This is a genomic window from Candidatus Omnitrophota bacterium, assembly GCA_030688425.1.
In the GTDB taxonomy this organism is placed as follows: domain Bacteria; phylum Omnitrophota; class Gorgyraeia; order Zapsychrales; family JANLHA01; genus JAUYIB01.
The window spans coordinates 239,323-264,964 of the sequence record JAUYIB010000021.1 but is presented as its reverse complement, the minus strand read 5'-3'; the positions used below and the strand labels follow the sequence as shown (position 1 = coordinate 264,964).

The 25,642-nt window shown below is 50.8% G+C and carries 21 protein-coding genes and 3 tRNA genes; all 24 read left to right on the top strand.

What is annotated here, in order from left to right; translation table 11 throughout:
- Positions 1–162 precede the first annotated feature (162 nt).
- The 24 genes from Q8Q08_09930 to Q8Q08_09815 all read left to right on the top strand — a co-directional run bounded on the left by Q8Q08_09930 (position 163) and on the right by Q8Q08_09815 (position 25,620).
- Positions 163–236: transfer RNA gene (locus tag Q8Q08_09930), tRNA-Arg, on the top strand.
- A 155-nt stretch (positions 237–391) separates the two neighbouring features.
- Positions 392–1,939 (top strand): PAS domain S-box protein, encoded by a 1,548-nt coding sequence (locus Q8Q08_09925; GenBank protein MDP2654335.1) that lies wholly within the window; start codon positions 392–394, stop codon positions 1,937–1,939.
- The gene (gene tadA, locus Q8Q08_09920) at positions 1,929–2,393 is read left to right on the top strand and encodes a tRNA adenosine(34) deaminase TadA (protein ID MDP2654334.1); all 465 of its coding nucleotides are present in this window, start codon (positions 1,929–1,931) and stop codon (positions 2,391–2,393) included. The genes Q8Q08_09925 and tadA overlap by 11 nt, the downstream gene beginning before the upstream one ends.
- Before the next feature lie 99 nt (positions 2,394–2,492).
- Positions 2,493–2,581 (top strand) — tRNA-Ser (locus Q8Q08_09915).
- Positions 2,582–2,823: 242 nt separating this feature from the next.
- The gene (locus tag Q8Q08_09910; protein MDP2654333.1) at positions 2,824–4,287 is read left to right on the top strand and encodes a glycosyltransferase family 39 protein; all 1,464 of its coding nucleotides are present in this window, start codon (positions 2,824–2,826) and stop codon (positions 4,285–4,287) included.
- A 177-nt stretch (positions 4,288–4,464) separates the two neighbouring features.
- Positions 4,465–5,979: a radical SAM protein gene (locus Q8Q08_09905; GenBank protein ID MDP2654332.1), complete on the top strand. Its 1,515-nt coding sequence runs from the start codon at positions 4,465–4,467 to the stop codon at positions 5,977–5,979.
- A gap of 258 nt (positions 5,980–6,237) precedes the next feature.
- Complete coding sequence (locus Q8Q08_09900; protein ID MDP2654331.1) at positions 6,238–7,797, top strand: autotransporter domain-containing protein; 1,560 nt, start codon at positions 6,238–6,240, stop codon at positions 7,795–7,797.
- 104 nt (positions 7,798–7,901) lie between these two features.
- Entirely contained in the window at positions 7,902–10,064 is a 2,163-nt protein-coding gene (locus Q8Q08_09895) for a Tex family protein (GenBank protein MDP2654330.1), read from the top strand.
- Between the two features lie 11 nt (positions 10,065–10,075).
- Entirely contained in the window at positions 10,076–11,011 is a 936-nt protein-coding gene (locus Q8Q08_09890; GenBank protein ID MDP2654329.1) for a TIGR01777 family oxidoreductase, read from the top strand.
- Positions 11,012–11,022: 11 nt separating this feature from the next.
- Positions 11,023–11,319, top strand: a complete 297-nt coding sequence (locus Q8Q08_09885; protein MDP2654328.1) for a DUF503 domain-containing protein — start codon at positions 11,023–11,025, stop codon at positions 11,317–11,319.
- 96 nt (positions 11,320–11,415) lie between these two features.
- On the top strand, positions 11,416–13,074 hold the full coding sequence (dnaX, locus tag Q8Q08_09880) for a DNA polymerase III subunit gamma/tau (protein ID MDP2654327.1): 1,659 nt from the start codon (positions 11,416–11,418) through the stop codon (positions 13,072–13,074).
- Positions 13,075–13,089: 15 nt separating this feature from the next.
- A complete protein-coding gene (gene recR, locus Q8Q08_09875; GenBank protein ID MDP2654326.1) occupies positions 13,090–13,692 on the top strand; it encodes a recombination mediator RecR in 603 nt (200 codons plus the stop codon).
- Between the two features lie 76 nt (positions 13,693–13,768).
- Positions 13,769–13,841: transfer RNA gene (locus Q8Q08_09870), tRNA-Asn, on the top strand.
- A gap of 70 nt (positions 13,842–13,911) precedes the next feature.
- Positions 13,912–14,721 carry a hypothetical protein gene (locus Q8Q08_09865; protein MDP2654325.1) on the top strand — a complete coding sequence of 270 codons (810 nt, stop codon included), beginning with the start codon at positions 13,912–13,914 and terminating at the stop codon, positions 14,719–14,721.
- 227 nt (positions 14,722–14,948) lie between these two features.
- Entirely contained in the window at positions 14,949–15,635 is a 687-nt protein-coding gene (locus Q8Q08_09860; GenBank protein MDP2654324.1) for a hypothetical protein, read from the top strand.
- Positions 15,636–16,295: 660 nt separating this feature from the next.
- A complete protein-coding gene (locus Q8Q08_09855; protein MDP2654323.1) occupies positions 16,296–17,192 on the top strand; it encodes an alpha/beta hydrolase in 897 nt (298 codons plus the stop codon).
- 178 nt (positions 17,193–17,370) lie between these two features.
- On the top strand, positions 17,371–18,195 hold the full coding sequence (locus Q8Q08_09850) for a DUF3108 domain-containing protein (protein ID MDP2654322.1): 825 nt from the start codon (positions 17,371–17,373) through the stop codon (positions 18,193–18,195).
- 494 nt (positions 18,196–18,689) lie between these two features.
- On the top strand, positions 18,690–18,812 hold the full coding sequence (locus Q8Q08_09845; GenBank protein ID MDP2654321.1) for a hypothetical protein: 123 nt from the start codon (positions 18,690–18,692) through the stop codon (positions 18,810–18,812).
- 172 nt (positions 18,813–18,984) lie between these two features.
- Positions 18,985–19,455, top strand: coding sequence for a septal ring lytic transglycosylase RlpA family protein (locus Q8Q08_09840; GenBank protein MDP2654320.1), 471 nt, complete (start codon positions 18,985–18,987; stop codon positions 19,453–19,455).
- A 226-nt stretch (positions 19,456–19,681) separates the two neighbouring features.
- The gene (locus Q8Q08_09835) at positions 19,682–20,536 is read left to right on the top strand and encodes a TylF/MycF/NovP-related O-methyltransferase (GenBank protein ID MDP2654319.1); all 855 of its coding nucleotides are present in this window, start codon (positions 19,682–19,684) and stop codon (positions 20,534–20,536) included.
- Positions 20,537–20,821: 285 nt separating this feature from the next.
- Positions 20,822–21,328 carry a paraquat-inducible protein A gene (locus tag Q8Q08_09830; GenBank protein MDP2654318.1) on the top strand — a complete coding sequence of 169 codons (507 nt, stop codon included), beginning with the start codon at positions 20,822–20,824 and terminating at the stop codon, positions 21,326–21,328.
- Positions 21,329–21,446: 118 nt separating this feature from the next.
- On the top strand, positions 21,447–24,224 hold the full coding sequence (locus Q8Q08_09825) for a PAS domain S-box protein (protein ID MDP2654317.1): 2,778 nt from the start codon (positions 21,447–21,449) through the stop codon (positions 24,222–24,224).
- Entirely contained in the window at positions 24,217–25,011 is a 795-nt protein-coding gene (locus Q8Q08_09820; protein MDP2654316.1) for a response regulator, read from the top strand. The genes Q8Q08_09825 and Q8Q08_09820 overlap by 8 nt, the downstream gene beginning before the upstream one ends.
- 84 nt (positions 25,012–25,095) lie before the next feature.
- Complete coding sequence (locus Q8Q08_09815) at positions 25,096–25,620, top strand: hypothetical protein (protein MDP2654315.1); 525 nt, start codon at positions 25,096–25,098, stop codon at positions 25,618–25,620.
- The last annotated feature ends 22 nt before the right edge of the window (positions 25,621–25,642 follow it).

The window sequence follows — 25,642 nt, the reverse complement described above, 5'->3', positions numbered from 1 at the left end:
GCTGAATGTATCGCGCGGTCTTCATCTCGCCTGTCCTTGCAAAAGGCGGCAAGGATGAGGCGCCGATCCGGTTCAGTTTGTTATGCGCCTGTCCTTGCAAAAGGCGGCAAGGACTAGGCGCAAATCGTTCTGAATTAAAATTTTACAGTTTAGAGGAAATTTGCGCCTGTAGCTCAATTGGATAGAGCATCAGCCTACGGAGCTGAGGGTTCTCGGTTCGATCCCGAGCAGGCGCGTTTCTTCAGTTGGCAGAGTTCTTCCGTCAGAGCGATTTCGATAATATTCTCCGCGATAAGGATGGACCATAATCGACGCGGATCCACGGACACGACGCATCATGGCCACAGGAAAAATCTCCATTCCAGAATTCCCCGCTTTACCCGTCCTCCCTATGTCCCTGGTTAAAAAAAACAAGTTTCCTTGCCAGCACCAGCTCACCTTCCTTTACAACATCCTGAACCAGATCGGCGATGAATTGATGGTGACCGACCGGCACGGCAAAATTATTTATGTCAACGAGGCGACGGCTCGGGGATTGGGTTACCCGAAAGCGAAAATATTAGACCGTTTTATCACCGATTTTCTGCGTCCACGGATTTCTCTCTCCCGTTGGAAGAGGGTTTATTTCAATCCCCTGAAACGTCGAAAAGCCCCGGTGGGTTACGTCCTGGACCGGGAGACTCGCAGGGGACAAAGGCAGAAAATCGATATCACGGCGGTTTATTTAAAACACCATGACCAGGAATTCGTCCTTTCCATAGCACGCAATATCACCCACCAGATCATCATCCAGAATCAGCTGAGGGAATCGGAATTGCGGTTTCGCCTTTTGAGCGAAAACGCCGCGGACGGGATCGCCATTTTTGATGTGAGCGGCCGGATCACGTATGCCAACCGCGCTTTGGCGGGAGTTCTTAAAACGCCTCTTTCGCGTTTGATTGGGAGACAATTTGAAAAGCACGCAGCCAAGGGGCCATCCGTCGTCAAGGCGTACGCGTGCTTGCGCCGGGCTTTGAAAGGTGAGGCGGGTATCCGCGAGGAATTTGATGCCGTTGACAGCCGGGGGGAGGTTATCCCGGTGGAAGTGAACATTTCGCCACTCTCGCGGGAAGGGCGAATCCAGGGGATCCAGGCCGTCATCCGGGATGTCAGGCGCCGGAAACAAATGGACAGGTTGCTCCGTGAATCGGAAAGGATGAAGACCATTGTTCAATTCGTTTCGGGCACGGCGCAGGAAATCAAGCATCCTCTCAAGGCCATTCACACGCGCATCCAAGACATTACCGAGCGGTACCGCTCCCGGGGGTTTGAATATATTGGATTTAAGGAATTCACGGAACTCTTAGACGCCCTGGATAATATTTCCCAACAATTGCAGTTGTGCTACACCACAACGGATCGTCTTTTAAGCCTCAACACCCGGCGGGCGGGCCTGCGGGAAAACGCGGTGGATATGAATCGCGTTGTCCGGGACGTGATATCCACCGTCCATCAGCAATTGAAATTTTCCGGTATCCGTCCGCGCCTGCAGTTGAAGGACCCGTTGCCGTACCCGGCCGCCATCGGCGTGACAGAGATGAGCCAAGTGGTGACCAACATCGTGATGAACGCGATCCAGGCCATGCCCGGAGGGGGGCGGCTGGTGATCCGGACGTATTACGACCGCCACACGCACAGGGTGATTTTGGAGATTCGGGATGACGGCATCGGTATTCCTGAAGAAGATCTGCCAAAAGTGTTTGAGCCGTTCTTTTCTACAAAAAAACGGGGAGCGGACAAGGGCTCCGGGCTTGGTCTTGCGATCGTGCAGTCGCTGGTGAAATCCGTGCAAGGCGAGGTTGAGATTGACAGCAGTTTAAGGAAGGGGACCCAGGTTAAGGTTGCCCTGCCTGCCCGCCGGCCATCTGACCGGCGAATGAAGGTGCGGCATGACAGATGAGGCCATGATGCGGGAAGCCGTCAAGCTGGCCCGGAAAGCGGCCAGCCAGGATGAGGTCCCGGTGGGGGCGGTCATTGTCCATCAGAACCGGATCATTGCGCGCGCGCATAACCAGGTGGAGCTTCTCAAGGACCCGACGGCCCATGCCGAAATGATCGCGATCACGCAAGCGGCCAGCGCGTTATCGGCCAAATGGCTGCAGGATTGCACTCTGTACGTGACCCTGGAGCCCTGCAGCATGTGCGCGGGCGCCCTCGTGCTGGCACGTATCAACAGGATTTGTTTTGGCGCGTGGGACCCTAAGGCAGGCGCTTGCGGATCAATATTGAATATCGCGCAAAATTCACGGTTGAATCATCGCATCGAAGTATTGGGGGGACTCCTGGACACGGAGTGCGGCGGCCTGCTGAGCGATTTTTTCGAGAAAAAACGGGCGCCGCGAGCCGCCCTGTGAAAAATTGCTTGCGAAATGACCGCCTTTGAATTACCCTATGGATACTCCTGAACCTGCTGTTTTGTCTTTCTGTTTCTCCTGCCGTAACAAGTCCTTTCAGGAGAGGTGGCAGAGTGGCTGAATGCAGTTGCCTGCTAAGCAACTGGCCTGGGTAACTGGGCCCTCGGGTTCGAATCCCGACCTCTCCGTTTTATTAGTTGTAGTAGGACATCCCCATGCTGGGGACGAGGTCGCCCTGCCTCTCCATTTGAATTTTATCAATATTCGGGATTGTAAGCCGATCCTGGCATCACCTTTTAGTGAGGGTGCTGACTTCGGAAGCACGTCGCTGAATAGCGGCGTGGGGAAGAAGGGATTCCGGTCTCTTCGGCAGTTTTTGGGAATGGTTATTTTCTCGGAAGGAGGGGCGTACGATAACACCTCCTGATAAGTGCAGAAAGAATTGGTGGAGCAGCTCATGCACGACGCCATTGTTTTAATTTGGATGGGGTTTATATTTTTTGCCGCGGTATTTTTTGTATGTGCTGCTATTGTATATTTGTTGCAAAACAAAAAAATCAGGTTTGATAAAGGTTTGCTGTTTTCTCTGTCTGCATGTGCAGTTTCGATCATGCTATGTCTTTCCATCTGGCCCCCAGTTCATCGTGTTTACGACGATGAGTTTACATATATTTCTCAATCCACCAATCTTCTAAATTACGGCAAAGCAGATATACTGCTGAAAGGCAGCCTCCTTCATCCAGAGGTCTCCGCTTCATGGGCCGCCCACTCAAGGCTCCCGGGATTTGCCTGGCTTGAGGCGGCTACCTTATTTTTGACCGGGAATTTTGAGCACAGTTATTTTATTTTAAATATTGTTTTAGGGGCCCTGTCGGTCGTGATCGCTTACAGGATTTCATGGCTTTGGACTGCAAGCCATATTGTGGCATGGTGGTCGGCTATTTTCCTGGCGTGCTTGCCTGCGCGCATAGTTTACTCCATGTCCGCAGCTTCTGATATTGCAGGGTTGTTCTTTTTCCTCCTATTTTTGCTTTTTATCAGTGAATATCGGATTCAACAAATCCGGCTTATTTTGTACGCTGCGTTTTTTTCAGGCGTATACAGTATTTGTATCAGACCGCCGTACATTATATTTGTCATTCCAGGAATAGCGGCGGCTTTAGTGGTTAATCGCTGGGGGGGTTGGTTAGGTCGAAAATTGTGCTTACAAATAGTGCTGGATGCCATTTGCTTGTTTTTGCCGGTTTTGATCGCAATTCCTTTTATGTTTATATCTGATTTTATTAAGGCCGGGCTCTACGCCCCTTCGTTTGTAGTTGAAAATTTTTACATCAGTATTGCGTATTTGTTTAAGTATGAGCAGGGCACTCTCTTAACAGCCCTGGCGGCATCGGTCGCAGTCCTGCGAAACATTTTTTACAAAAGTGACAATATGGTGACCGGACTCGCAGGGTGGTTTTTGATAGGGCTTTTAACGATTTCCGCGCTTTATGCGGGAGGCATCTCGTATCCGGGTTCTGCGTATTCGGATCGGTATATCCTTTCTTTTTCTTTTCCTTTTGTGCTTTTGGCCGCGAAGGGAGTGACAGATGTCACAAGAATGGCCAAGTCACGTCTTTTGACGCGTCTTTTGATGGGATTATTTTTTACTGCTTTAGTCGCAAATGCATCCTTTGCTTCTCAGCGTCTTGATGTCTTGGCAAAGGATGGGGCTTATTATAAGAAAACGCTATTGCTAAAAAATATGGCCCACGTTATTCCCAATGATGCCTATCTTATTGAGGAATGTGCCGCGTTGGGTGCAGCGGAAACGTCTATGAAGTCAATCCAAACAACAACTTTTTTGGGGGGGGGATCATCCCGAGAAGGTTGTTTTCCTGAAGGGAATATATGATTTTACTGACAGGCATAGGACTGATTTAGTTGAAAATATCCTCAACGTCGAGTATCATTGCCGACCGGTGGTTGTCAGGCCTTTTCAAGAGGCCTATTTATTGGTAACGCCATTTCTTTGCACGCGAAAACATGACGGCTTTTGATTAAGAACAATAAATGTAGAAAGGATATTAAGGTGGCCAAGGTTGTTTTTTGCCAGCGTTTTGTTTATTCCTATTTCGGGGTCATGGCCATTTCTTCCGTGCTTAAAAAGGCGGGGCATGAGACGGAACTGGTGATGGCCTCTGGCATTGACAAGGTTGTTGAGGAGATCGTGCGCATCAATCCGCATTTGGTGATGTTTTCCACCCTGACGGCGACGGGGGATTTTGAATGGTCCCTGGAAGTTGCCAACAGTATCAAGCGAAACAACGGGGACATCCTGACGATTTTTGGCAGTTTGCATCCGACATTATTCCCGGATGAAACGATGAGCCATCAGGCCGTAGACATGATATGCCGTGGAGAAGGGGAGTTCCCCATGCTGGCGTTATGTAACCGCCTGGATGGCCGGGAAAGTTACTCGGACATCCCCGGGCTGTGGGTCAAATCTTCCGGGGGTGTTGTCAAAAATCCGTTGGGTGAGCTGATAGCGAATTTGGATGTCCTGCCTTTCCCGGACCGCGAGCTTTATCAAAAATACGGATATTTTGATAATTTGCACTCCATCGACGTGATCGCAGGGAGGGGGTGCCTTTTTAGCTGTAGTTACTGTATGAACACGACATTGAAAGAAATGTCGCAGGGGAAGGGCAAGTTTGTCAGAAAATTCAGCCCGGAATACATCATCAGCGAATTAGAAGACGTGAAGAGGAAATTTAATCCAAGGTCATTCACCTTCCTGGACGAACTGTTTACAGCCAACAAGGGCTGGGTCAGGGAGTTCGCGCAAGAATACAAAAAGCGCATCCACTTGCCGTTCGTGTGCAACATCACCGTTGATACTATCGATGATGAGAGCGCTGCTTATCTGGCTGAGGCGGGGGTTTCCCGGATATGCATGGGCATTGAAACCGGCAATGAGGTCATGCGGAACAATCTTTTGAATAAACGTTTCACGAACGGGCAGGCCGAAGAAACGGCCCGCCTGCTGCATAAGCACGGCATTAAATTTTTGACCTCGAATATGATCGGATTGCCGGGAGAAACGATCGACAATGCTTTTGAGACTATCGAGCTTAACCGGAAAATAAAAGCCGATTTTCTGTATTTCTCGGTTTTTCAGCCCTACCCGCACCTTCCTATCACCAAGCAGCTCAAGGAGGAGGGGGCGATCGAGGACGTCAACCCCGCAGATTTCAACACAACATTTTTTAAGGATTCGGTTTTAAAGCAGAAAAACATCAAACAACTGGTCAATTTACATAAATTTTTCCTGGTCGCTGTTAAATTTCCGTGGACAAAGCCGCTTATTAAGCGCTTAATTAAACTTCCGCCCAATTGGTTCTTTGAGCAAGTCTTCATTTTAAGTTATGCCTGGATGGCCTTGGCCTGTTTCCGGCGGCATCCTTTGCAACTCATGGCCATGGGGATCGGCAACACAAAAATCTTTTTTGAAGACAAGCGGAAACGGAAAGCAGGCCCAGCGGCTGGGGGCATTCAGCCCCGGCCCGGGCGGCTGGAGATAGATTCGAGGGCCGCCGTGTCCTGATTTTAATGTTTCGCTGGAAATCCCCCGCCGCTCCCCACGAGAATATCCCAAATTTCATTTGCCTGCGCTTTGAGGCAAGACTATAATTTATACATGTTACTGCTCCTTCCTTTGAGGCATTCGCTTAAAAATTTTCTTGTCATTCTCTTGGGTATACCCTTCCTGTTTTTTTTATCTCCTTGCAGCCTTTCCGCCGATGCCGTTGAGGGCGGAGGGCGAGGAGGGAAAACAAGGGACCAAATCATTGAGGCGGCCTTGATGGCGGCTGCCGGGGAAACCCGTCCTGCAACAACCCCGGATCAGGAACCCCTTGCCCGGGCGATCGCCATTCCCCAGAGTGTCTCTTCCGGTGAACCGGAGGATATTGAACCGGTGGCGAAGGATCTCGATTTCCAGATTGAGACAGGGGATGATTATCCACAGCCGGAACTCGACAGCGCTATTCATCCTCCCAAGCCCCACAATCACCTCCAGGACTCCCCGTTACGCAAGCATGAGATCACCAGTGACATGCAGAAATCCGAATTGCGTAAATATGATAATGAAAGCGACATGCAGGCATCCCCTGTGCGCAAGCATGACATCAACAGTAATATGCAGGATTCAGAGCTCCACAGGTATGACATCAAGTCGAATATGCAGGAATCCCCGCTGATTAAAGAAAATACCGAAGATTATTCGATGCTGCGGGATGAGAACGGGAATCTTATCCAGGATGAATTTTCCGAGTCGCTCTTGTACGACAAGAACGGTAAAGAGAAGAATCCCCTCCCGACGAAATCGCATCTTTACAAAAAGGACGGACAGCTAAACTCAGACTATGCTCCTTCCCACCTGAGGGATAAAGACGGTAAATTGAAACCCATGATTGAAGGGCCGTCGCGTGTTTATGACGAGGACGGGAACATCATCCGCCCATGGGAAGACCGGGACCTCCAGAACGACGGAGGCGGAAAATCGCGAGGGAAGCCGTCCTGGCTTTCATTGTTTGACCGGGATAATCCCCGGACCTCCTTTGAGATAGGGACAGAGGCCTTCCGGTACCGCTACGTCGAGCCGGGATTGATGAAAGTGAAGGGCTATATGTACGGGATCAATACGGCTTTCACTTACAGGGTAACGGAAAACAAGAATATCACGTCCTTGAAGAAAGTTTTTGGCGACGGGAACAAGATCAATATGTACCGGCTGGAAGGCCGGTTCAGCAGCGGATGGCTGGATTATGAGTCGGAAGGTTCCGGGACGCACGATGACGAAAACCACTATGCCCTTGAAATGCGGGGGATCGCCGGTTATGACATTCCGATGGGGGAGTCGAACCGGATCACGCCCTTTCTCGGCCTGGGCTGGCGGTATCTGAAGGATGACAGCGGAGGGGCCAGGACAACAACCAACCACTGGACGTATGACCGTGAATCAAAATATTTCTATATCCCCGGTGGTGTTGAATTGAACAGCCGTTTCGGATCAGGGTGGAGCCTGACCCTGACCGCGGAATACGATATTTTTTTGTCAGGAAGGCAGTATAGCCATTTGGAAGACGGCCCGGCGGGATCGAATTACGACACCCTGAAAAACAAGCAGGACGAGGGATACGGCGCCCGGGGGTCGCTCCGGCTGATGAAATCGGGCGAGCAACTGGATTTCTTCATCGAGCCGTTCGTCCGTTACTGGAACATTGAGGATTCCGATGTCGCGGCGTTGACCAGGAACGGGGAAACCGTCCCCGTACCCGGCAACCCGGACTATGTCCAGGGCGGGTTGGAGCCTAAGAATAACACGGAAGAATACGGAATCAAAGTCGGCATCCGGTATTGACCTTGCCGACGCCGCCTCTCCGCAGTTTTCCATGAACCGCAGGATACGCATTAACCTTTCACGCCGTTGATCATCGAGCCATCCGAAAAACCAGGGCCTTTGTTATGTCAGAGAAATATCCATCCCGAATCGCCACGGAATTAAAAATTCCTCTGCGCAGTGTTCAGTCCACCGTCGACCTTTTGGACGGCGGGGCCACGGTCCCGTTCATCTCCCGTTACCGTAAGGAGGCGACCGGAAGCCTGGATGAAGTGGCTGTGACGGCCATCCGCGACCGCATCCATCAGCTCCGGGAACTGGACAAGCGCCGGGACGTCATCCTGCAGTCCATCCAGGAGCAGGGGAAGCTCACGGATGACCTGAAAGACAAAATCCTCGCGGCGGATACCATGGCGGTGCTGGAAGACATCTATCTGCCTTATCGGCCAAAACGCCGGACCCGAGCCACCATTGCAAAAGAAAAGGGCTTAGAGCCGCTGGCGGCCATGATTTTTGAACAAAAGATCCTGGCCCCAGAGAAAGAGGCCCTGGCCTTTGTGGACCCGGAGAAAAAAGTGGAGACGGCGGAAGACGCGCTCGCCGGGGCCAGGGACATCATCGCGGAATGGATCAATGAGAATGCCGAGGCCAGGGCCAATATCCGCGCCCTGTATTTCCAAAAAGGGATGTTCCAGTCCCGGGCCATCCGGGGCAAGGAGCAGGAGGGGGCCAATTATCGCGATTATTTTGAGTGGCAGGAAGCCGTGAGCGCGGCGCCATCGCATAGAGTCCTCGCGGCCCGGCGGGGCGAGAAGGAAGAGATCCTGAGCCTGCGCGTGGTTGCCCCGGAAGACGAGGCGCTTAAAATTCTGGAAACACAATTCGTGAAAAGCAATAACAGGGCCAGCCAGCAGGTCCGCCTGGCGGCCTTTGACGGCTATAAACGGCTTTTGTCCCTGTCCATGGAAACGGAGATCCGCGTGGCCACCAAGGAAAAGGCCGACCTGGACGCGATCAAGGTCTTTGCGCAAAATCTTCGTCAGCTTCTTCTGGCTCCTCCCCTGGGGCCGAAATTTGTGATGGCGGTTGATCCGGGTTACCGGACCGGGTGCAAGGTGGTCTGCCTGGATCCCCAGGGCAAACTGCTGAATTTTTCTACGGTTTATCCAACGGAATCCCCGGGGAAGATCGAGGAAAGCGCGCGGGTCATCAAGGATTTATGCTCCAAATTCCATGTCGAAGTGATCGCCATCGGCAACGGAACGGCCTGTCGTGAGGCCGAATCGTTCATCCGCGGCATCGGTTTGCCCAAGGAAATCCAGGTTCTCATCGTCAATGAAAGCGGGGCGTCCATTTATTCCGCGTCGGAAGTCGCACGCAAAGAATTTCCTGATCAGGATGTCACGGTCCGCGGGGCGATCTCCATCGGCCGCCGTCTCATGGACCCGCTCGCGGAACTGGTCAAGATCGATCCTAAATCCATCGGCGTTGGGCAATACCAGCACGATGTGGACCAGCCCATGCTCAAACAGAGCCTGGACGACGTGGTTGTCAGTTGTGTCAACCTTGTGGGTGTTGAGCTGAACACGGCGAGCAAGGAACTGTTGACGTACGTTTCCGGGCTGGGTGAGGCGCGGGCCCAGGCCATCGTGGAGTTCCGCAATCAGCAGGGACCGTTCCGCTCCCGGTCGGAGCTGGCCGGCGTTCCCCGGCTGGGACCCAAGGCCATTGAGCAGGCGGCAGGGTTTCTTCGCATCCGGGGCGCGGAAAATCCTCTGGATGCCAGCGCCGTGCACCCGGAAAGTTATGATGTCGTTTATGCCATGGCCAAAAGTTTAAATTGCACGGTCAAAGATTTAGTGCAGAATGATCAGCTCCGCAGGCAAATTGATTTGACGAAATACATCACGTCCGTTATCGGGCTCCCGACCCTTCAGGACATCGTCGCTGAACTGGCCAAGCCCGGCCGGGACCCGCGCGAGCAGTTTGAGGCTTTTAGTTTCAAGGAGGGCGTGACAAAGCCCGAAGATTTGAAGCTGGGGATGAAACTCCCAGGGATCGTCACCAATATCACAAAATTCGGCATTTTCGTGGACATCGGAGTCCATTTGGACGGGCTGGTCCATATCAGCCAGATGTCCGATAAATTCGTCCGGGATCCCAACGATCTCGTCAAAGTCCATCAGACGGTCAAGGTCACGGTCCTGGAGGTGGACCTGGACCGCAAACGCATCGCCCTGACCATGAAAAATGCCCCGGATCTCCATTTCGGAACGGGCCGGAAGTAAAATTCCATTCTATGGCGCTGAACGTCGCAATCACAGGGTCAACGGGTTTTATCGGCCAGACGCTGGTCTCCCGCCTGCGGCAGGAGGGGCACACTGTGACCCGTTTCCTGCGGCCGGGGCCGCGCCGCGTTTTTAACGAACAGACCGCGGATTGGGACCCGGAGCAAGGGATGATCGATGTCCGTTCCTTGGAAAATCAGGATATTGTGATTCATCTTTCCGGGGCCAGCATCGCGGGACACCGATGGACGCCGTCTTACAAAAGGGCGATTCTGGACAGCCGCGTGAACGGGACGCAATTGCTCAGCAAAACCATTGCCAGGCTTGCCAAACCACCCAAAGTTTTATTGTCCGCCTCAGCGGTCGGATTTTATGGTCCTCATCCTCCGGACCGGGCCGTCGATGAAAGCGCCCCCCGGGGCAGGGGGGTTCTGGCGGATGTCTGTGCGGCCTGGGAATCTGCCACGGCGGCCGCCCGCATTGCCGGCATCCGCGTTGTGAATATGCGGATCGGCATGGTGCTGGGACCCTCAGGCGGGGCCCTGGCGAAGATGCTGCCGCCTTTCTGGTGGGGGCTGGGAGGCCCGCTGGGCAATGGACGCCAGATGATGAGCTGGATTGCCCTGGACGACATCCCATCCGCGGTTATGCATCTGATCCGCACAGATTCGCTGGAGGGGCCGGTCAATCTGGTCTCGCCGAAGCCGGTTTCCAACCGGGAGTTTACAAAAATTTTGGCCCGCGTGATCCGCCGCCCGGCCGTTCTTCCTGTTCCGCCGCTGGCGATCAAGGCTTTGTTCGGACAGATGGGGGAAGAGTTGCTGTTGAGTGGCGCGGCCATCTATCCCCGCCGGCTGATGGATACGGGTTATGAATTCCATTTCCCGGATGTCACGGCGGCCTTGAAATCGGCCATGGAAACGTCTTCGGTTTCCCAATTCCGTTAAAGCGGGACGTTATGCAGGAATGTGTTTATCATACGGCGGTGATGCTGGTGTCCATCCATATCCCGTCGGCACAGTCTTTGAAGGATAAGCGGATGGTCTTGCGCAGCATCAAGGACCGCGTCCGAAACCGTTTTAATGTTTCAGCGGCTGAGCTGGACGGCCAGGACAAATGGCAGGTGGCCACGCTGGGATTTTCCATCGTGAGCGCCGACAGCAAATTCATCGACAGTTCATTCCAAAAACTACTGGCCTTGATCGAGAGCTATCCGGATCTTTATGTCTGTGAGCATGCGATTGAGATGCTTTAGCGACGTTTCTTTTCCGAATATACAAATGGTTTTGGTTCGACAATTGAAAGTCCTATGCTAAAATGAACACAGTTCTCATAAAACAACTGGATTAATATGTCATCATATCTCGTCTTAGCCAGGAAGCACCGTCCCAGCCAATTCGACGAAGTGATCGGGCAGGACAACATCACCGAAATGCTCAAGGGCGCCATCGCCTCCGGGCGGATCGCCCATGCCTATCTTTTTTGCGGGCCCCGGGGGATCGGGAAGACGTCCTGCGCCCGGATATTGGCGAAATGCCTCAACTGCCAGGACGGGCCGACGGCCAATCCTTGCGGAAAATGCCCGGCCTGCGAAGAGATCACCAAAGGCATCAGTTTCGACGTCCTGGAGATCGACGGGGCCTCGAACCGGGGCATCGACGAGATCCGCGCCCTGCGCGAGAATGTCAAATTTTCCCCCACGTACGGGCGGTATAAAATTTACATCATTGATGAAGTCCACATGCTTACGACGGAAGCGTTCAATGCCCTGTTGAAGACTTTGGAGGAACCGCCGCCTCACGTGAAATTTATTTTTGCCACCACGGATCCCAACAAGGTCCCGGCTACGATCATTTCCCGTTGCCAGCGGTTTGATTTCAAGCGGATCCCGGTCAAGACGATCATCGAGCTTCTCTCCCAGGTCTGCAAAAAGGAAAAACTCGAAATTTCCCAGGACGCGCTATATGCAGTCGCGCGCGCGTCGCAGGGCAGTCTGAGAGATTCCCTGAGCATCCTGGACCAGGTGAGCGCCTTGAGCAGCCGCGCCATTCAGGGGGTTGATGTTTATTCCATGCTGGGGCTGGTGGAGCTGGATCTGTTGTTTGAAATGACCGATGCCCTCGCGGCGAAAGATTGCGCTTCAGCGCTGCAAGTCCTGGACAGGATCATCGACCAGGGCAAGGACATCAAACAATTGGGTAAGGACCTTGTGGAACACTTCCGGAATCTCATGGTGATTAAGGTCGGCGGCAAGACGATGGGAAAATTGGTGGATTACCCTGTGGAAGTGAAGGAAAGGTATCTGACCCAGTCGGCGCAATTTTCCCTGCCGGACATTCTTAAGGCGATCGACGCGTTTATCGAGGCCCAGGACGTGTCCCGAATCACGGAAAGTCTGCGTATCCCGCTGGAGATCATGTTCGCGAAATTGACGATTTCGTCACAGGTCCCGGCTGCGATCAGCGCAGGACCCCGTCCGGCTGAAGCCGTGGCGCCGGCGGCTCCTCCCATGGCCGCGCCTGCCAGGCCTCGGACAGCTCCTACCGCGGAATTACCGCAATCACGTGACACGCAACCCTCGAAGCCCCATTCGGCCGACACTGCCCTTTTAGAGAAACCCGTTCCTGCGGCCGCCGCGAATGACAGCGCGCCATTGGATTTGGAATCGGTGAAGAAATCCTGGGAAGCCGTCACGTACGCTTTAAGCCGCGAAAAGATGTCTCTGGCCACCTATCTACAAGAAGGGTTCCCGCACGCGGTCAAAGGGAACAAGTTGTCCATTGGTTTTACGCAGGAGCATGAATTTCACAAAGAGACCCTTGAGAACCAGGCCAATGTCCAGCTGGTGGAGCGGATTTTCTCTGAAAAACTTGGGAAAATGGTTATCCTGGAATATAGAATTATTGAGGGCGCTCAGGCCCAGGTTCAGCCGGAAGAAGATGAGCCCCTCGTCAAGTCCGCGCTGGAAACGTTTAAAGGGAAGATCGTCAGCAAGTGGCATAACGGGTAAAACAGGACAGGGCCGATGGCATATCCGCGGTTGATCGAAAGTCTGATCGAACAGTTGACAAAACTGCCAGGCGTTGGCCGGCGCAGCGCCGAGCGTATGGTTTTCTGGATTCTGAACAATTCCCGGGAACAGGCCGAGGCCCTTTCCGACGGGATTGTGCGCCTGAAGGACGAGTTGAAGTTTTGCCGTATTTGCAACAACCTGAGCGAGAATGAGATTTGTTTGATTTGCTCTGACCCCGCGAGGGATTCCGCCATGCTCTGTGTCGTGGAAAATCCCAAGGACCTTCTGGCCATCGAGCGCACGGGCACATACCGCGGCAAGTACCATGTCCTGCTGGGCGCATTGTCTCCGACGGACGGACGCGGCCCGGAAGACCTGAAAATTTACCGGTTGACGGAGCGCGTGAAAAATGAGAATGTCCGGGAAGTGGTGATCGCCACCGATCCCGACACAGAAGGCGAAATGACGGCCCTGCACATCCGGAACGAACTTAAACCCACGGGTGTCAAAGTCAGCCGGATTGGACTGGGGATCCCGGTGGGAAGTTCCGTTGAGTATGTGGATGTCTCGACCCTCACCATGTCCATGACCTCCAGGCGGGAAATCACGCTTTAAGGCAAGAGAGGGTATTGACTTTTAACGGATTTCCGATATAATCCCCGTATATTTTTTCTCTTCGAAACAATCTTATTCCCCTGTAGCTCAGCTGGTAGAGCAAGTGGCTGTTAACCACTGGGTCCGAGGTTCGAGTCCTCGCGGGGGAGTTTTTTGACCAAAACCCGTTGTGAGTGATATACTTGCAACGGGTTTTTAATTTTAGAAAGGAGACCAAAAGTGAGAAGAAAGACGATGTTATTTGTTGCTATAAGCTGTTTCGCTTTGCTAGTAGTTGGGTACCGTATTGTCTCCAAAATAAGTATTGATCGGCGCATTGCGAAGGCAGCGAAGACCATAAAAGATTATAATGATGACTTCTCGGCAAAATGTTCTTCGGAGATAAGTGATGACCGTGCAGTGTCGGAAAAGTGTTACTCAAAAGGGACATACTTTTCAATTTATGAAGACAAGTTCGAGAATTTGGCGAAAGTGCGAGGGAGGGTGGCCTCCAGCTCAAACGGCCTAATAACTGTTGATGTGCAAGAGTTTGAAGACAACGCGCCTGCACAAGACCTCCACCAAGTTCCCGGCGCAATTGTATTAAAATATCCTCTTGCAGAGGTACCCGAAGAATTTTTGCCGGTCCTAAGGCTTGACGACACGATTATCTATAGGAAGAATCGTGGATTTGCAAGACAATATGACGGCATGATAGCGTCGGATACCAGAGGCATAAAATATGCTTATGATAGTGGTGGCCGGGCTTTTGAAGAAAAGGATTTGATGCCATTTACGATTTCGATGGAAGATTCTTGTTGTCGAGTAAATTCGTCAATAAACTCATGCCTGCTGGTGGTTTCGTTAGGGGACAAGACAATTAAATTGATGCCCATGGAGAGCGATACCTTGGAGTATCAAGGAAACACATATAAGATTCTGTCTTTGGCTTGTAGCGCCAATACGGGGCAATACTACGTCCCTGACTTTATAGACCAATTTTCGTACATTATTAAACGTGCAGAATTGGCAGATTCATCCCCAGAATAGGCCAAATAGTTGCAAAATTCGTCTACTTAAGGGAGTTTTTATAAACCGCTGTAAGTGAATACCTTACAGCGGTTTTTTCTACGATATACGGATTCCATTAATCATGCATTTAATCTTGCATTCGCAGCTCGGACAATATATTCTTTAGCTATCGACGCTATTCTTTAACATATATTTAGGATGCAGGTTGTATTGGTATCAAAACAATTTCTCGAAAGGAAGTATATATGAGAAAGCTGTTATTGTTTGGCGTGATGATGCAGTTGATCTTTGTGAGTTTAAGCTGGGCCGAAGTGAAAAAATTCTATTTCCCCGATGGGAAACTCAAGGCCGAAGTGAATTACGAGAACGGCGTTCCTAACGGCTTAGGCAAAATTTATTTTGAAAGCGGTGTTGTATCCACCGAAACAATTTATGTCAACGGCGAAAACAATCAGTCAAAAAGAATTTATTACACCAACGGCAAGCTGTTCCAGGAAGTGAAGTTTGTCAACGGTTATCTTGCCGGCGACTGGAAAATGTATCACCCCAATGGTGTTTTGGCAGAAGTGCGGGCCTACGATGACCAAGGGCGCCAAACAGGTATAGTTTATTACGACGAAAAAGGGCAGATTGTCACAGATGGCCTTTGGCAGGGGCATACCCAAGATGGCAAGATCAGTGGACCCTATCAAATAAAGAATGGTAAAAGAGCGGATGGATTATGGGTACCGGAAGTAAGTCATGAAAAAATTTCTCAAGGTCAACTCGCTCCAGGGACTGTCCGGTTAAAGTCGGGGAAGGTTCTAGAAGGAGAAATTATAGAGAAAACTGGTGACTCAATAAAACTGAAGAAAGGCGATGAGATCAAAAGCATTCCCCTTAACATGCTGGATAAGGAAAGTATCGATTTGATCAAGAGGAAAGAGAAATAGGAGTTCTTTTATAATATGTCCATAAAATTCGCTCCCGAAAATATGCAGAGTTTTGTTATAAATTTAGTGACCTTTTTCTGGGCAGTTATGGTTATAGTTTCTGGATATGCGACCCTTCCTGGGCTGTGACCGGTAAAAACCGTTGGCCGGCCGAGCATTTCCCGACCCTGTATTGGGTAGGCACGCCCATATTTTGGTTTTTGATAAATCTGGTCTTTTGCTTTATTGAGCGCTCTATCTTGGGTTTTGCCTCGGTCGTTATGACCTTTGCTTGGGGTGTTTTCGGCTATTGCACTCTGCCGATGGTCATAAAAATGGCAAGTGGAGGATAAAAACAGAAGGGTCTCTGCCTTTAGTAGGATCATTGCGGAAAACAATCTGTATCTTATACAGCCTCCTCTGAGTTCAGCCAGTTGCAAAATTCGTCCACTTGGGGGAGCCAATTGAAAATCCGAACTTTTTTCGGATTATAGCCCCAGTTACAAATCGTAGCTGGGGCTTGTTTCTTGTTTAGTATTAAGATATAACGAGTTATGATGCCCCAATGGGTTAATACAAAAGTTCGGATTTCGGGGGTACTGGACGGGGCAATTGGGGGTACGAACTTTTTTCACGTTTGCTCAACGGTTCGTGAGCCGCCGTTATAATAATGGAGAAAACATGAGACAAAAGAGTGTTTTAAAGTTACTTATGATAATGTTTTTAATTCTCGGGATCGGGTTTTTGTCCATTTTTGCGCAAAGCGACGCTCAACAGAACGTCGAGGTGATCAGAACTGCGACCTCCGCTGACGGCACTGCGATCATTTATTACGAACATGGGCAAGAGAAGCCGGTGCTCGTGTTCGTTCACGGATGGAGTTGTGACGCGAGCTACTGGAGAGAACAGGTCGAATATTTCAAGGATAAGTATCACATGGTTCTGATCGATCTGGCTGGGCATGGTCGTTCTGGGAGTGAGCGTGAGAATTACACCATGGAAGCTTTTGGTCAGGATGTGAAGGCTGTTGTCGAGAGTATTGGGGCAGAGAAGGTGGTCTTGATCGGTCATTCCATGGGTGCCCTTGTGATCGCAGAGGCGGCCCGCTTGATGCCAGAAAAGGTTATTGGATTGGTCGCGATTGATGATCTTCAGAATGTGGAATATCCTTTAGGCAAAGAACAGTTCAAGGAGATGACCGCGCCATTCAAAGAAGATTTCAAACAGGGCGTCAGAGGTTTTGTTGCAGGGATGTTGCGTCCTGATAACTCGCCGGTCAATGAATGGGTGATTTCTGATATGTCTTTGGCTGAACCTAGAGTTGCGCTTAGTGCAATAAACGGGTCATTGGGCGGATATCTGACAGGCGATGTGGCCAAGCTGTTTGATGGATTAGATGTCCCGGTCGTGGCCGTGAATGCCGATCTTTGGCCAACTGATGTCGAAGCGAACAGACGACACATAAGGGACTTTGAACTGATCGAGTTGGACGGACTGGATCATTTTCTGATGCTTAAAGCCCCTGAGCGTTTTAACCCCGCGCTTGAGCAAGCTGTTAATATGATACTTAAGAAATAAGTCGGCGCCTAATAAGTTTCAAAAAACAATTTTATTTCTATCACTGTTCTTTTTATTATTCATCCCCACATAAATAATCACCGAAAAGTTCGGGTTTTGGGGGTGACGGGGGAGTTAAATATCTTAAACCCTCTGTAGCGCAAGTTGCAGAGGGTTTTTATTTGCGGTAAAATGAACCATGAATAAAAGATTTATTTTTATCGGCTGTGTGGTGTTGTGGTTCTTGTCGGGCTGTGCGTCGGTCATAAAAAAAGAAGATATCCTCTTGCAGGCCCAGCAAATCAAGGCCGCCGCGCCTCCGGAACCGGCCCAAGCATTTGTCCCCGCCAATTTCTCCTTACCTGACCCGGAAAAGCTCGTTTATAACGCAAAATATTTAGGCATCACCATCGGTCAATTTATTATCATCAATAACGGCAACGCGATGTTTAAGGGCCGGGAAACATATCATTTTGAACTTATTGTCAAAATCATACCTTTCTTTGCCAAAATTCTTAAAACCAAAGACCGCTATGTTTCTTATATGGACCGGCAAGAATTGGTCGTCCTGCGCCATGAAGAATATGTGAAAGGGGGAACCGTCCTGGAATCGGCTGTTGATTTTGATTATGAAAATCACACCGCATCCTATAAGAATTTCATCGATCTGCGGGAAGAAAAGGTCGATATTCCCGATAAAACTGTTGATGTCTTAAGCGGGGGATTTTATTTGAGGATGGTCCCCTGGCAATTGGGAGATACGGTCGAGTTAAAGATTTATGCGGATCAAAAAATTTATGATTTTATAGGGTTGCTCCACGCGAAGACTGCGGTCAACATGCCCTCTTACGGCAGGCAGGAAGCACACTCTTTAAAGCCGTATGTGTTTCTTAATGAGGAGCAAATCAAGAAGATTTCCGCTGAGGTTTTCTTTTTGACAACCGAGCCCAGGAAGTGTCTGCGCGCGGTTCTTAAAGCCCCTGTGGGGAGCGTGTCGGTGGTCCTGGTCGAGGGATTAAAGTAGCCAGTTGTAAAAATCGCCAAGCAGGGGGAACCAAACGAAAAGGACGCCTTACAGGTTACCTTTTTGTTTGGACGTTCCTGCCGTACATGATGCCCAGCGACCATGGGGAACTGTTTCGACTGAGCGTAGAGAGGAGGCCCCAGCGTTTTGATGCGCGTGTCAGCGCTCATCAGCTGGGGAATCCTGGCGGGGGAGTTTTCAAAAGGGACACCAGAAGGTGTCCTTTTCTATTGAAAATCCCTATGGGTAACGAGATACCAGAGATTGAACCGCAACACGCGTCAGGGGCAAGGAGCGCTCAAAAGAGAGTCCCTGGGTATTAAAAATCCGTGGTTATACCGAGGTACAATTGATTAAATTTCGCGATCCCATAGAATAACAACAAGCAGAAATAGAGAGAACAGCTTAAGACATGTGACAAGAGTAAATCCAAATTATTTTGGACGGTTGAATCATCCATATCCTATTCACAGTGAGTGCAAAAGGAGAGCGCGATGAAGAAGATGGCCTTGTTTGTTCTGGTTGGACTGTTAGTTGTGACGGCTGTTGGTTGTGGCACCGTAAGAGGCTTTGGCGACGATATCAGTACCGTAGGCCGCTGGATTACACGAGGATAGGATGGGAGGAATTTTAAAGAATACGCATGATAAAAATGTCGTATAACCGGCATTGGAGGCATTCGCCGATAGACGACCTGATCTTCCGGGTGCGAAAATAACGTCGCACTTTTGTTAACCGCCCCATTTGGTCTTCTATCACTACAGACGGGTATGGAAGAGGCAGGGATCCATGAAACGCAAAAATAGCGTGACCATATTTTTCATTTTACTTAACCTCGTCTTGTTTGAAATTGTTGGATGCTCTAAAGGTTCCGATTCTTCCGCCCCCGCATCCGCTGATGCTTCTGCGCATGCCAAAGCCCCCGTTTCCAAATTGAAATGCATTCAAGAAGGCATCGCCTCCTGGTACGGTAAACATATGAAGGGTCGACCGACTGCCAGTGGAGAGAAATATGATCCGAAGGCATTGACAGCCGCAAGCCGAAAATTCCCTTTCGGAACAGAGCTGAACGTCATCAATCTCGATAACGACCGCAACGTCACCGTGACCGTGAACGACCGCGGCCCGTACTCAGGCAACAGGATAATAGACATGTCCGTAGGAGCGGCGCAAAAACTCGACATGGAAAAATCAGGTCTTGCGCCTGTCTGTGTGTTGAACGCAGAGCGGCAAGTAACGCAGGCAGAGCCAGAAAAATAATACGCATTATAAGTACGTTATTGTGGCAGTTGAAGACCGATCAGATAAAAGGGCGCTGCCCCATATGCACGAGGTTGTCTGGTTTGTCCTGTTTTGTCTCGTTGACATGATTATTCACTCATGGTATATAGGACGGGGTTTTACCCCCGGTCAATTTTCCGATCGACTTGTTTATCTAAAGAAATGCAATGTAAGGCATGCAATCAACCAAAAGGGGGGGGGAGTGATGTTTGAGGAAAAATTAGAGCAGGTTGGAGTTTTGATTAACCGGCACATGCAGGTTCCCTCCGGGATTCGCGCTCCGATAAAGAAGTTCTTAAATCGTGGCCGTGAACAAAAGAAAATTTTATCACTTTACAAGGAGAAGCTCATTAACGAGTCTGAAATCGCTCGATGTTACGGAAAAGCGATACAATACCTCAAGCATAAGGTCGGTAAAGAGAATATCGGGGACTATTTTGAGTTTGGAGTTTGCCGAGGGACGTCAATGAAGTGCATGTATGACGAGTTGGAAAAGGCCGGCCTTTCGGATGTCCGTTTATGGGGATTTGATTCGTTCGAAGGACTGCCCCCTTGCGATGATGGCCATTGGAAAGCGGGAAGTTTTAAGTCAAATTACCAGCACACAAAGAAGCTTCTCACGGATCATGGCGTGGACTGGAAACGTGCGGCGCTCATCAAAGGCTGGTACAGCGACACGCTTAGCGAAGATTTCGCCGCGAAACATAAAATAAAAAAGGCGAGTTTGATCATGGTCGATTGTGATATCTATTCGTCGACGAAAGAGGCCCTGGATTTTATCGGGCCCCTGATTAAGGATCACAGCGTTGTCTTTTTCGATGACTGGAATCCCCTCGCCAGGGATAACAAAGGTGAAAAACGGGCGTTTGACGAATTCCTCGCGGCGCACCCGGAATTTCGCGCCGAAGAATTTGATGAGTACAGCTACTCCGGCAATGACTTGAACGGAAAAGTATTTACCTTGCACGCCGTATTCAATAAAATCGCATTAAGTGTCTCCGGTTTTCTTTACAGCGTTTTTCAACCATTTGAGGCGTGCGCGTTAATTCCAATAGCATGATCTTCAAAATAATCGCATCCCTGTTGATGAATATGGGGGGCCGGGTTTAAATCAGCATCCTTTGGCGTTAATTCAAGACGCCTGGTGAAAAATCCGGTCGCGAGAGGCGTGCTTAAAAAGGGACACCGCAAGGTGTCCCTTTTTAATTTGATCCTTTTCGTAACGAGCTGCCCAGACGTTAAGCGGCAGTCCCGATCGAGAAGAACCGCTCAAAGCGAGTGGGCGAAGCGAGCGAATCGAAGGATACATCACGCGGCGCTTTTATATCATGCTATACTTCAAAGAATGAAATCATCCCAAACTAAATCTCTCCGGGAAATTTATCCTCAGCGCGTTGATATCGTTATTTTAATTATCGTGTCCATGTTTTTGCTCATTATCGGATTATCGCTCCCCATCCTGACTGTCCAAAAGCTATGGGAAAGTAACACCTACTCGATCGTGACAGGTGTAGAAAACCTTTGGCTGGAGAAGCATTATGTTTTGGCAGTGGTCATATTCTTGTTTTCCGTAATCTTCCCTATCGCTAAGCTGCTTTCCCTTTCTGCTGTCTGGTTTATACGGTTAAAGGCTGGACACCGGCAGAGAGTCATTGCTCTTATAGAAGTTTTTGGAAAATGGTCAATGCTGGATGTTTTTGTGTCAGCCATCATTATTGTGTGGGTCAAGCTTGGGGCGTTGGCATCGGCTCAGGCAGAAAACGGGATATATTTTTTTGGCGCATCTGTCCTATTGACGATGATTGCCTCTTCCTTGCAGGGCGATCTCGTCAGGCGCGTTCAGCAGGGATAGAAAACAGCAGATTGCATGCCCTGAAGCCTTGCCTTTTACCACTCCAGCCAGGCTCTTTTCTTTTCCTCTCGCCCGTTGAACGGTTAATCTTCATGCGGGCCTTGAGACGGATGTCCTTTTGAAAAATAAATCCCTGGGGCCGGAACGGCGCTGTTCGGATGTGGCGGATTTGGATTTAAACATCTACGGCAAAGAAATCGAGGTCGCCAATCTGCAGCAAAAGGCCCGGCAAGGCCGATTCTTTTTCAGCCATGATTTTAATCTTTATGCAATGACGCCGGCGGCACGGCAAATGGTCTTTTTGTTGCGGAACCGCGAGGCGGGAGAATTTTCCCACCCGCCGGACTTTCAAGGTTATAATACCCACGAAAGGCCGGTTATGACGATGTCCACCTTCCTAAAACACGGTTCTTCAGAATGTCCCTCTCCCGGTGCCGCCCCTTCCTGGAACATCCGTAAAAGCGGGTATCTGTTTATATCGCTGGCATCTCTTGTCGCCGTCCTGGGGATCCTTTCCTACATCCCGGGATTGGCCATTTTCGGAAATATCCGTCCGGAATTCATTCCTATCGCTCCTTCGACCGCACTGATCCTGCTGTTTTTATCTGTGCTGACTTGGGTGGGGAATCATCTTCCTCCCGGGAGGGCTTTGTCGGTTGCGGTCGCATTGGCAGGTTGTTCGGCCTTTTATGGGCTGTTGCGTTGCGGAGAGCATCTGGCGGGCGGGCAGAGGAGTTTTGAGAACGTCATATTTCCGGATTTAGGCCGCTTGGGCGGGATCCCGATAGGGATCATGTCGCCGATCACGGGGACATTGGTCTTTTTTACAGGAACAGCGCTGGCATTGTGGTTATGGCGCAAGAGGTTCTCTCAAATTCAAAAGTGGGCTGGGCATTCGGCGGGAATCCTGAACAGCGCCGTGGTTTATGTGACGTTAACGTTTCTTTTAGGATATCTTTACGGGACGCCGTTTCTTTACGGTGATTCCCACCGTATCCCCGTGGCTCTGACGACGTCGCTGGGATTTTTGTCGCTGGCGCTTGGGCAGATCACCCTGCTGGGAGGAAAGGACTTCCCTTTTCTGTTTTTTACCGGCCCCAGCGTACGGGCTAAGCTCCTGCGGGTCTTTTTGCCGCTTACGGCGATCATTGTTGTCCTGTCGGATTATCTGCAACATATGAGCGGGACCCCGGGACATGTTCACCCGGAACAGCCCTTGCTGTCCGCTGTGCATATGATGGTTTTTTTGGTCGTCGCCGGGTTTGTCACGGTTAAGTTATCGTTTTCTATTGGACAGAGAATCGATGCCGAGGCAACCGGGAGGAGGGTTGCCGAAGAGGAGTTGAGGAGGGCCAATGAGTGGTTGCAAATGGCCCACAGGACAGCCAAAATCGGGCACTGGTCGTATAAAATTGCGGCCGATGCGGTCGTTTGGTCGGACGAGGTCTTTGGGATTGTCGGGCGGCATCCTTCGAAAGGAGTTCCTTCCTATCAGGAGCACGCCGTATTTATGCATCCCGATGACTGGGGACCTTTTCAACGAAACATACAGGCCGCGATTGATTTTGGAAAACCTTATGACACCATCGTTCGCGTGAAGGGCGATGGCGGAGACCCCCGTTTTATCCACACCCTCGGAGCGCCGCAATATGACGAAAACGGCGTTATCACGGAGTTGTTCGGCACGGTTCAGGATATCAGTGATATCAAGCGATATGAAGAGGCGGTCAGGGCGAGCGAAAAAAAGTACCGGGCGGTTATTGAGACGGCGATGGAGGGAATTTATATCGTGGATGCGACCGCCCGGATCCGGGAGGTGAATGATGCCTATTGCCGGATCAGCGGGTATTCGCGCGAAGAGATTCTCCGGATGACAGTGCCGCAGTTGGAGGCGGTGGAAAGCCCCGAGGAGGTGTCCGCACGGATCGCACGATTACGGCAGATGGATTATGATCGTTTTGAGACGAGGCATGTTCGCAAAGACGGGATGATCATTGACGTCGAGGCCACGATCTCGTTCATGGATGAAAACAAAACCTTGATCGCGGCATTTGTCAGGGATATCTCAGAGCGCAAGCGGACCGAAGGGGAGTTGCGGGCTTACCGGGAGAAGCTGGAAGAGATGGTCAAGGCCCGCACGCAGGAATTGCGGGACACATACCGCAAACTTGAGGAATCCCGCTCACAGTTGATCCAAACCGAAAAATTGTCCAGCATCGGCCTTTTGGCCGCCGGGATCGCCCATGAACTTAACAGCCCCCTGGACGGGCTGCTGAATCTCCTGCGCATCTACCGAAAACGGGCCCAAGCCGGGTCGCTGGAAAAGGAAGAGCTCATCATCATGGTCGATGCCGGCGAACATATGGCCAAGATCATCAAGGACCTGTCGTCTTTCGCCAGAGCTTCACGGGGCGAATTCGCCGTGCTCAATTTGAATGAGGCGATGGATTCCTCATTCAGCTTTATCACGCATCAGCTTGAATTGAAGGGGATCCGAATCCGCAGGAATTATTCCGCCAAGCCGCTCCAGGTTTTCGGAAATGCCGAGCAGATTAAGCAGGTCGTTTTGAACATCGTCACGAACGCCGGCGACGCGATGCCAGACGGCGGCACTCTGGAAATTACCACCCGGGAATCCCAGGACGGGAAAAATATTTTTATTGAGTTTTCTGATTCGGGGAGCGGCGTCAAAAAAGAAGATTTGCCCAAGATTTTTGATCCATTTTTTACAACCAAGCCCCCGGGCAAGGGGGTGGGGTTGGGGTTGTCGGTTTCCCTGGGCATTGTTCAAAACCACAAAGGGGAAATTCTGGTGGACAGCGAGCCGGGACGCGGATCCCGGTTTACGATCATTCTTCCAAAAGCGGCTGAAGCTCAGGAGGTTCTGCATGGTTAATGGTAAGGTACTTCTTGTGGATGACGAAAACATTTTCTTGATCTCCCATAAAAAAGAATTGGAGAGCGGAGGGTTTACGGTGACCCTGGCCCATGACGGGCCGGAGGCGATCGCCAGCGCCAAAAAAGAAAATTTTCATGTTGTGTACGTTGACCTGGTCCTGCCCAAAATGAACGGGGTGGAAATTTGCCGCCAGTTGAAAGGGATCCTTCCGACCGCGGAAATTGTGCTGGTTTCCGGACACCCGGATGAGATCCAAAAATATCAAATGGAATTTATTTATGCGGGAGGCAAGGACCTGATCCTGCGAAAACCGTTGCTGGACCAGGAGCTGTTAAGAGTCACGGAATCGATCGTCAGCCGTAAAAACGGTGGCGCGGAGACCCGGATCCTGGTTGTGGATGATGTCCAGATTGAGTGCGTTGCTTTGAAAAAGGTCCTGAAGGAGGCCGGCTATGATGCCGATGCCGTGTTGAGCGGAACGGACGCCGTCCGCGCGGCGGGACAGAAGGCGTACGATATTGTCCTGATGGACCTGGTGATGCCGGATATGGATGGGATCCAGGCCTGCCGGGAATTCAAGGAAGTCAGCCCGGACTCGACCGTGGTCATGTTCACGGGAAAAATCGACAATGCGTTGAGCGAAAATGAGATGGCTTTTACGCATGCCGGCGGGCGGATCCATTATTTATACAAACCGCTTGAGGCGGACGTCCTGCTCAGCATGGTCCGGAAAATCCTCGCGGAGCGCAATGCCGAGAACCGTTCACGGGCGGCCGCGGGTTGATGCCCGTGGTGAAATTCTACCCTTCCATTGTTGAAGTCGGGAAATTCCCAAGTATAATGAATTGAATACCCGGGAGGTCAATTGATGGGGCTTAGGATTTTTGCGGCATTCTTTTTGATGGCCGCTTGGGCAGGATCGTCTGCTGTCGCCGGTGAGGACACCGTTCTTCACGCGCGCGCGCAGAAGGAGGCCAAGGAGGGACAGAGCGACTACGCCTACCTGCACTATCAGGCGATCCTCCGGGATTATCCCCGGTCCCGTTTTTCGGAGCCGGCTTTGTTCGCTGTGGGAGAATATTACTTCTTTTTGCCGAGTACGCGCAGCGCCAAAGAAGCTTTCTCCCGTTTTGTGGGAACATATCCGGATTCTGAAGCAAGGTTGTTCGCCCTTGCCTATTTGCTGAAGATCGCCTACGGCAAGAATGACGCCGCCGAAATCAAGGCATTGTCCAACGCGATCGTCAATTTGAAACAGGTGAGTCTCGTTTTCCGCGATTTTAAAGAATTTTCCTACCGTTCGCCCATGGACCTCGAACACAAAGCCGTTTTTCGTATCGACCGCATCGAGTTCTTTATCGGAGGGAAAATTTTTGTCGAGCTTACATATTAGGACCCGCCTGTGGTTAACCGCC

Excerpts from the sequence above, each read along its gene's own strand:
- Q8Q08_09925 (MDP2654335.1), top strand. The coding sequence starts at position 392 with ATGTCCCTGGTTAAAAAAAACAAGTTTCCTTGCCAGCACCAGCTCACC.
- tadA (MDP2654334.1), top strand. The coding sequence starts at position 1,929 with ATGACAGATGAGGCCATGATGCGGGAAGCCGTCAAGCTGGCCCGGAAA.
- Q8Q08_09900 (MDP2654331.1), top strand. The coding sequence starts at position 6,238 with ATGGCGGCTGCCGGGGAAACCCGTCCTGCAACAACCCCGGATCAGGAA.
- Q8Q08_09895 (MDP2654330.1), top strand. The coding sequence starts at position 7,902 with ATGTCAGAGAAATATCCATCCCGAATCGCCACGGAATTAAAAATTCCT.
- Q8Q08_09890 (MDP2654329.1), top strand. The coding sequence starts at position 10,076 with ATGGCGCTGAACGTCGCAATCACAGGGTCAACGGGTTTTATCGGCCAG.
- Q8Q08_09885 (MDP2654328.1), top strand. The coding sequence starts at position 11,023 with ATGCAGGAATGTGTTTATCATACGGCGGTGATGCTGGTGTCCATCCAT.
- dnaX (MDP2654327.1), top strand. The coding sequence starts at position 11,416 with ATGTCATCATATCTCGTCTTAGCCAGGAAGCACCGTCCCAGCCAATTC.
- recR (MDP2654326.1), top strand. The coding sequence starts at position 13,090 with ATGGCATATCCGCGGTTGATCGAAAGTCTGATCGAACAGTTGACAAAA.
- Q8Q08_09860 (MDP2654324.1), top strand. The coding sequence starts at position 14,949 with ATGAGAAAGCTGTTATTGTTTGGCGTGATGATGCAGTTGATCTTTGTG.
- Q8Q08_09855 (MDP2654323.1), top strand. The coding sequence starts at position 16,296 with ATGAGACAAAAGAGTGTTTTAAAGTTACTTATGATAATGTTTTTAATT.
- Q8Q08_09850 (MDP2654322.1), top strand. The coding sequence starts at position 17,371 with ATGAATAAAAGATTTATTTTTATCGGCTGTGTGGTGTTGTGGTTCTTG.
- Q8Q08_09845 (MDP2654321.1), top strand. The coding sequence starts at position 18,690 with ATGAAGAAGATGGCCTTGTTTGTTCTGGTTGGACTGTTAGTTGTGACG.
- Q8Q08_09840 (MDP2654320.1), top strand. The coding sequence starts at position 18,985 with ATGAAACGCAAAAATAGCGTGACCATATTTTTCATTTTACTTAACCTC.
- Q8Q08_09835 (MDP2654319.1), top strand. The coding sequence starts at position 19,682 with ATGTTTGAGGAAAAATTAGAGCAGGTTGGAGTTTTGATTAACCGGCAC.
- Q8Q08_09830 (MDP2654318.1), top strand. The coding sequence starts at position 20,822 with ATGAAATCATCCCAAACTAAATCTCTCCGGGAAATTTATCCTCAGCGC.
- Q8Q08_09820 (MDP2654316.1), top strand. The coding sequence starts at position 24,217 with ATGGTTAATGGTAAGGTACTTCTTGTGGATGACGAAAACATTTTCTTG.
- Q8Q08_09815 (MDP2654315.1), top strand. The coding sequence starts at position 25,096 with ATGGGGCTTAGGATTTTTGCGGCATTCTTTTTGATGGCCGCTTGGGCA.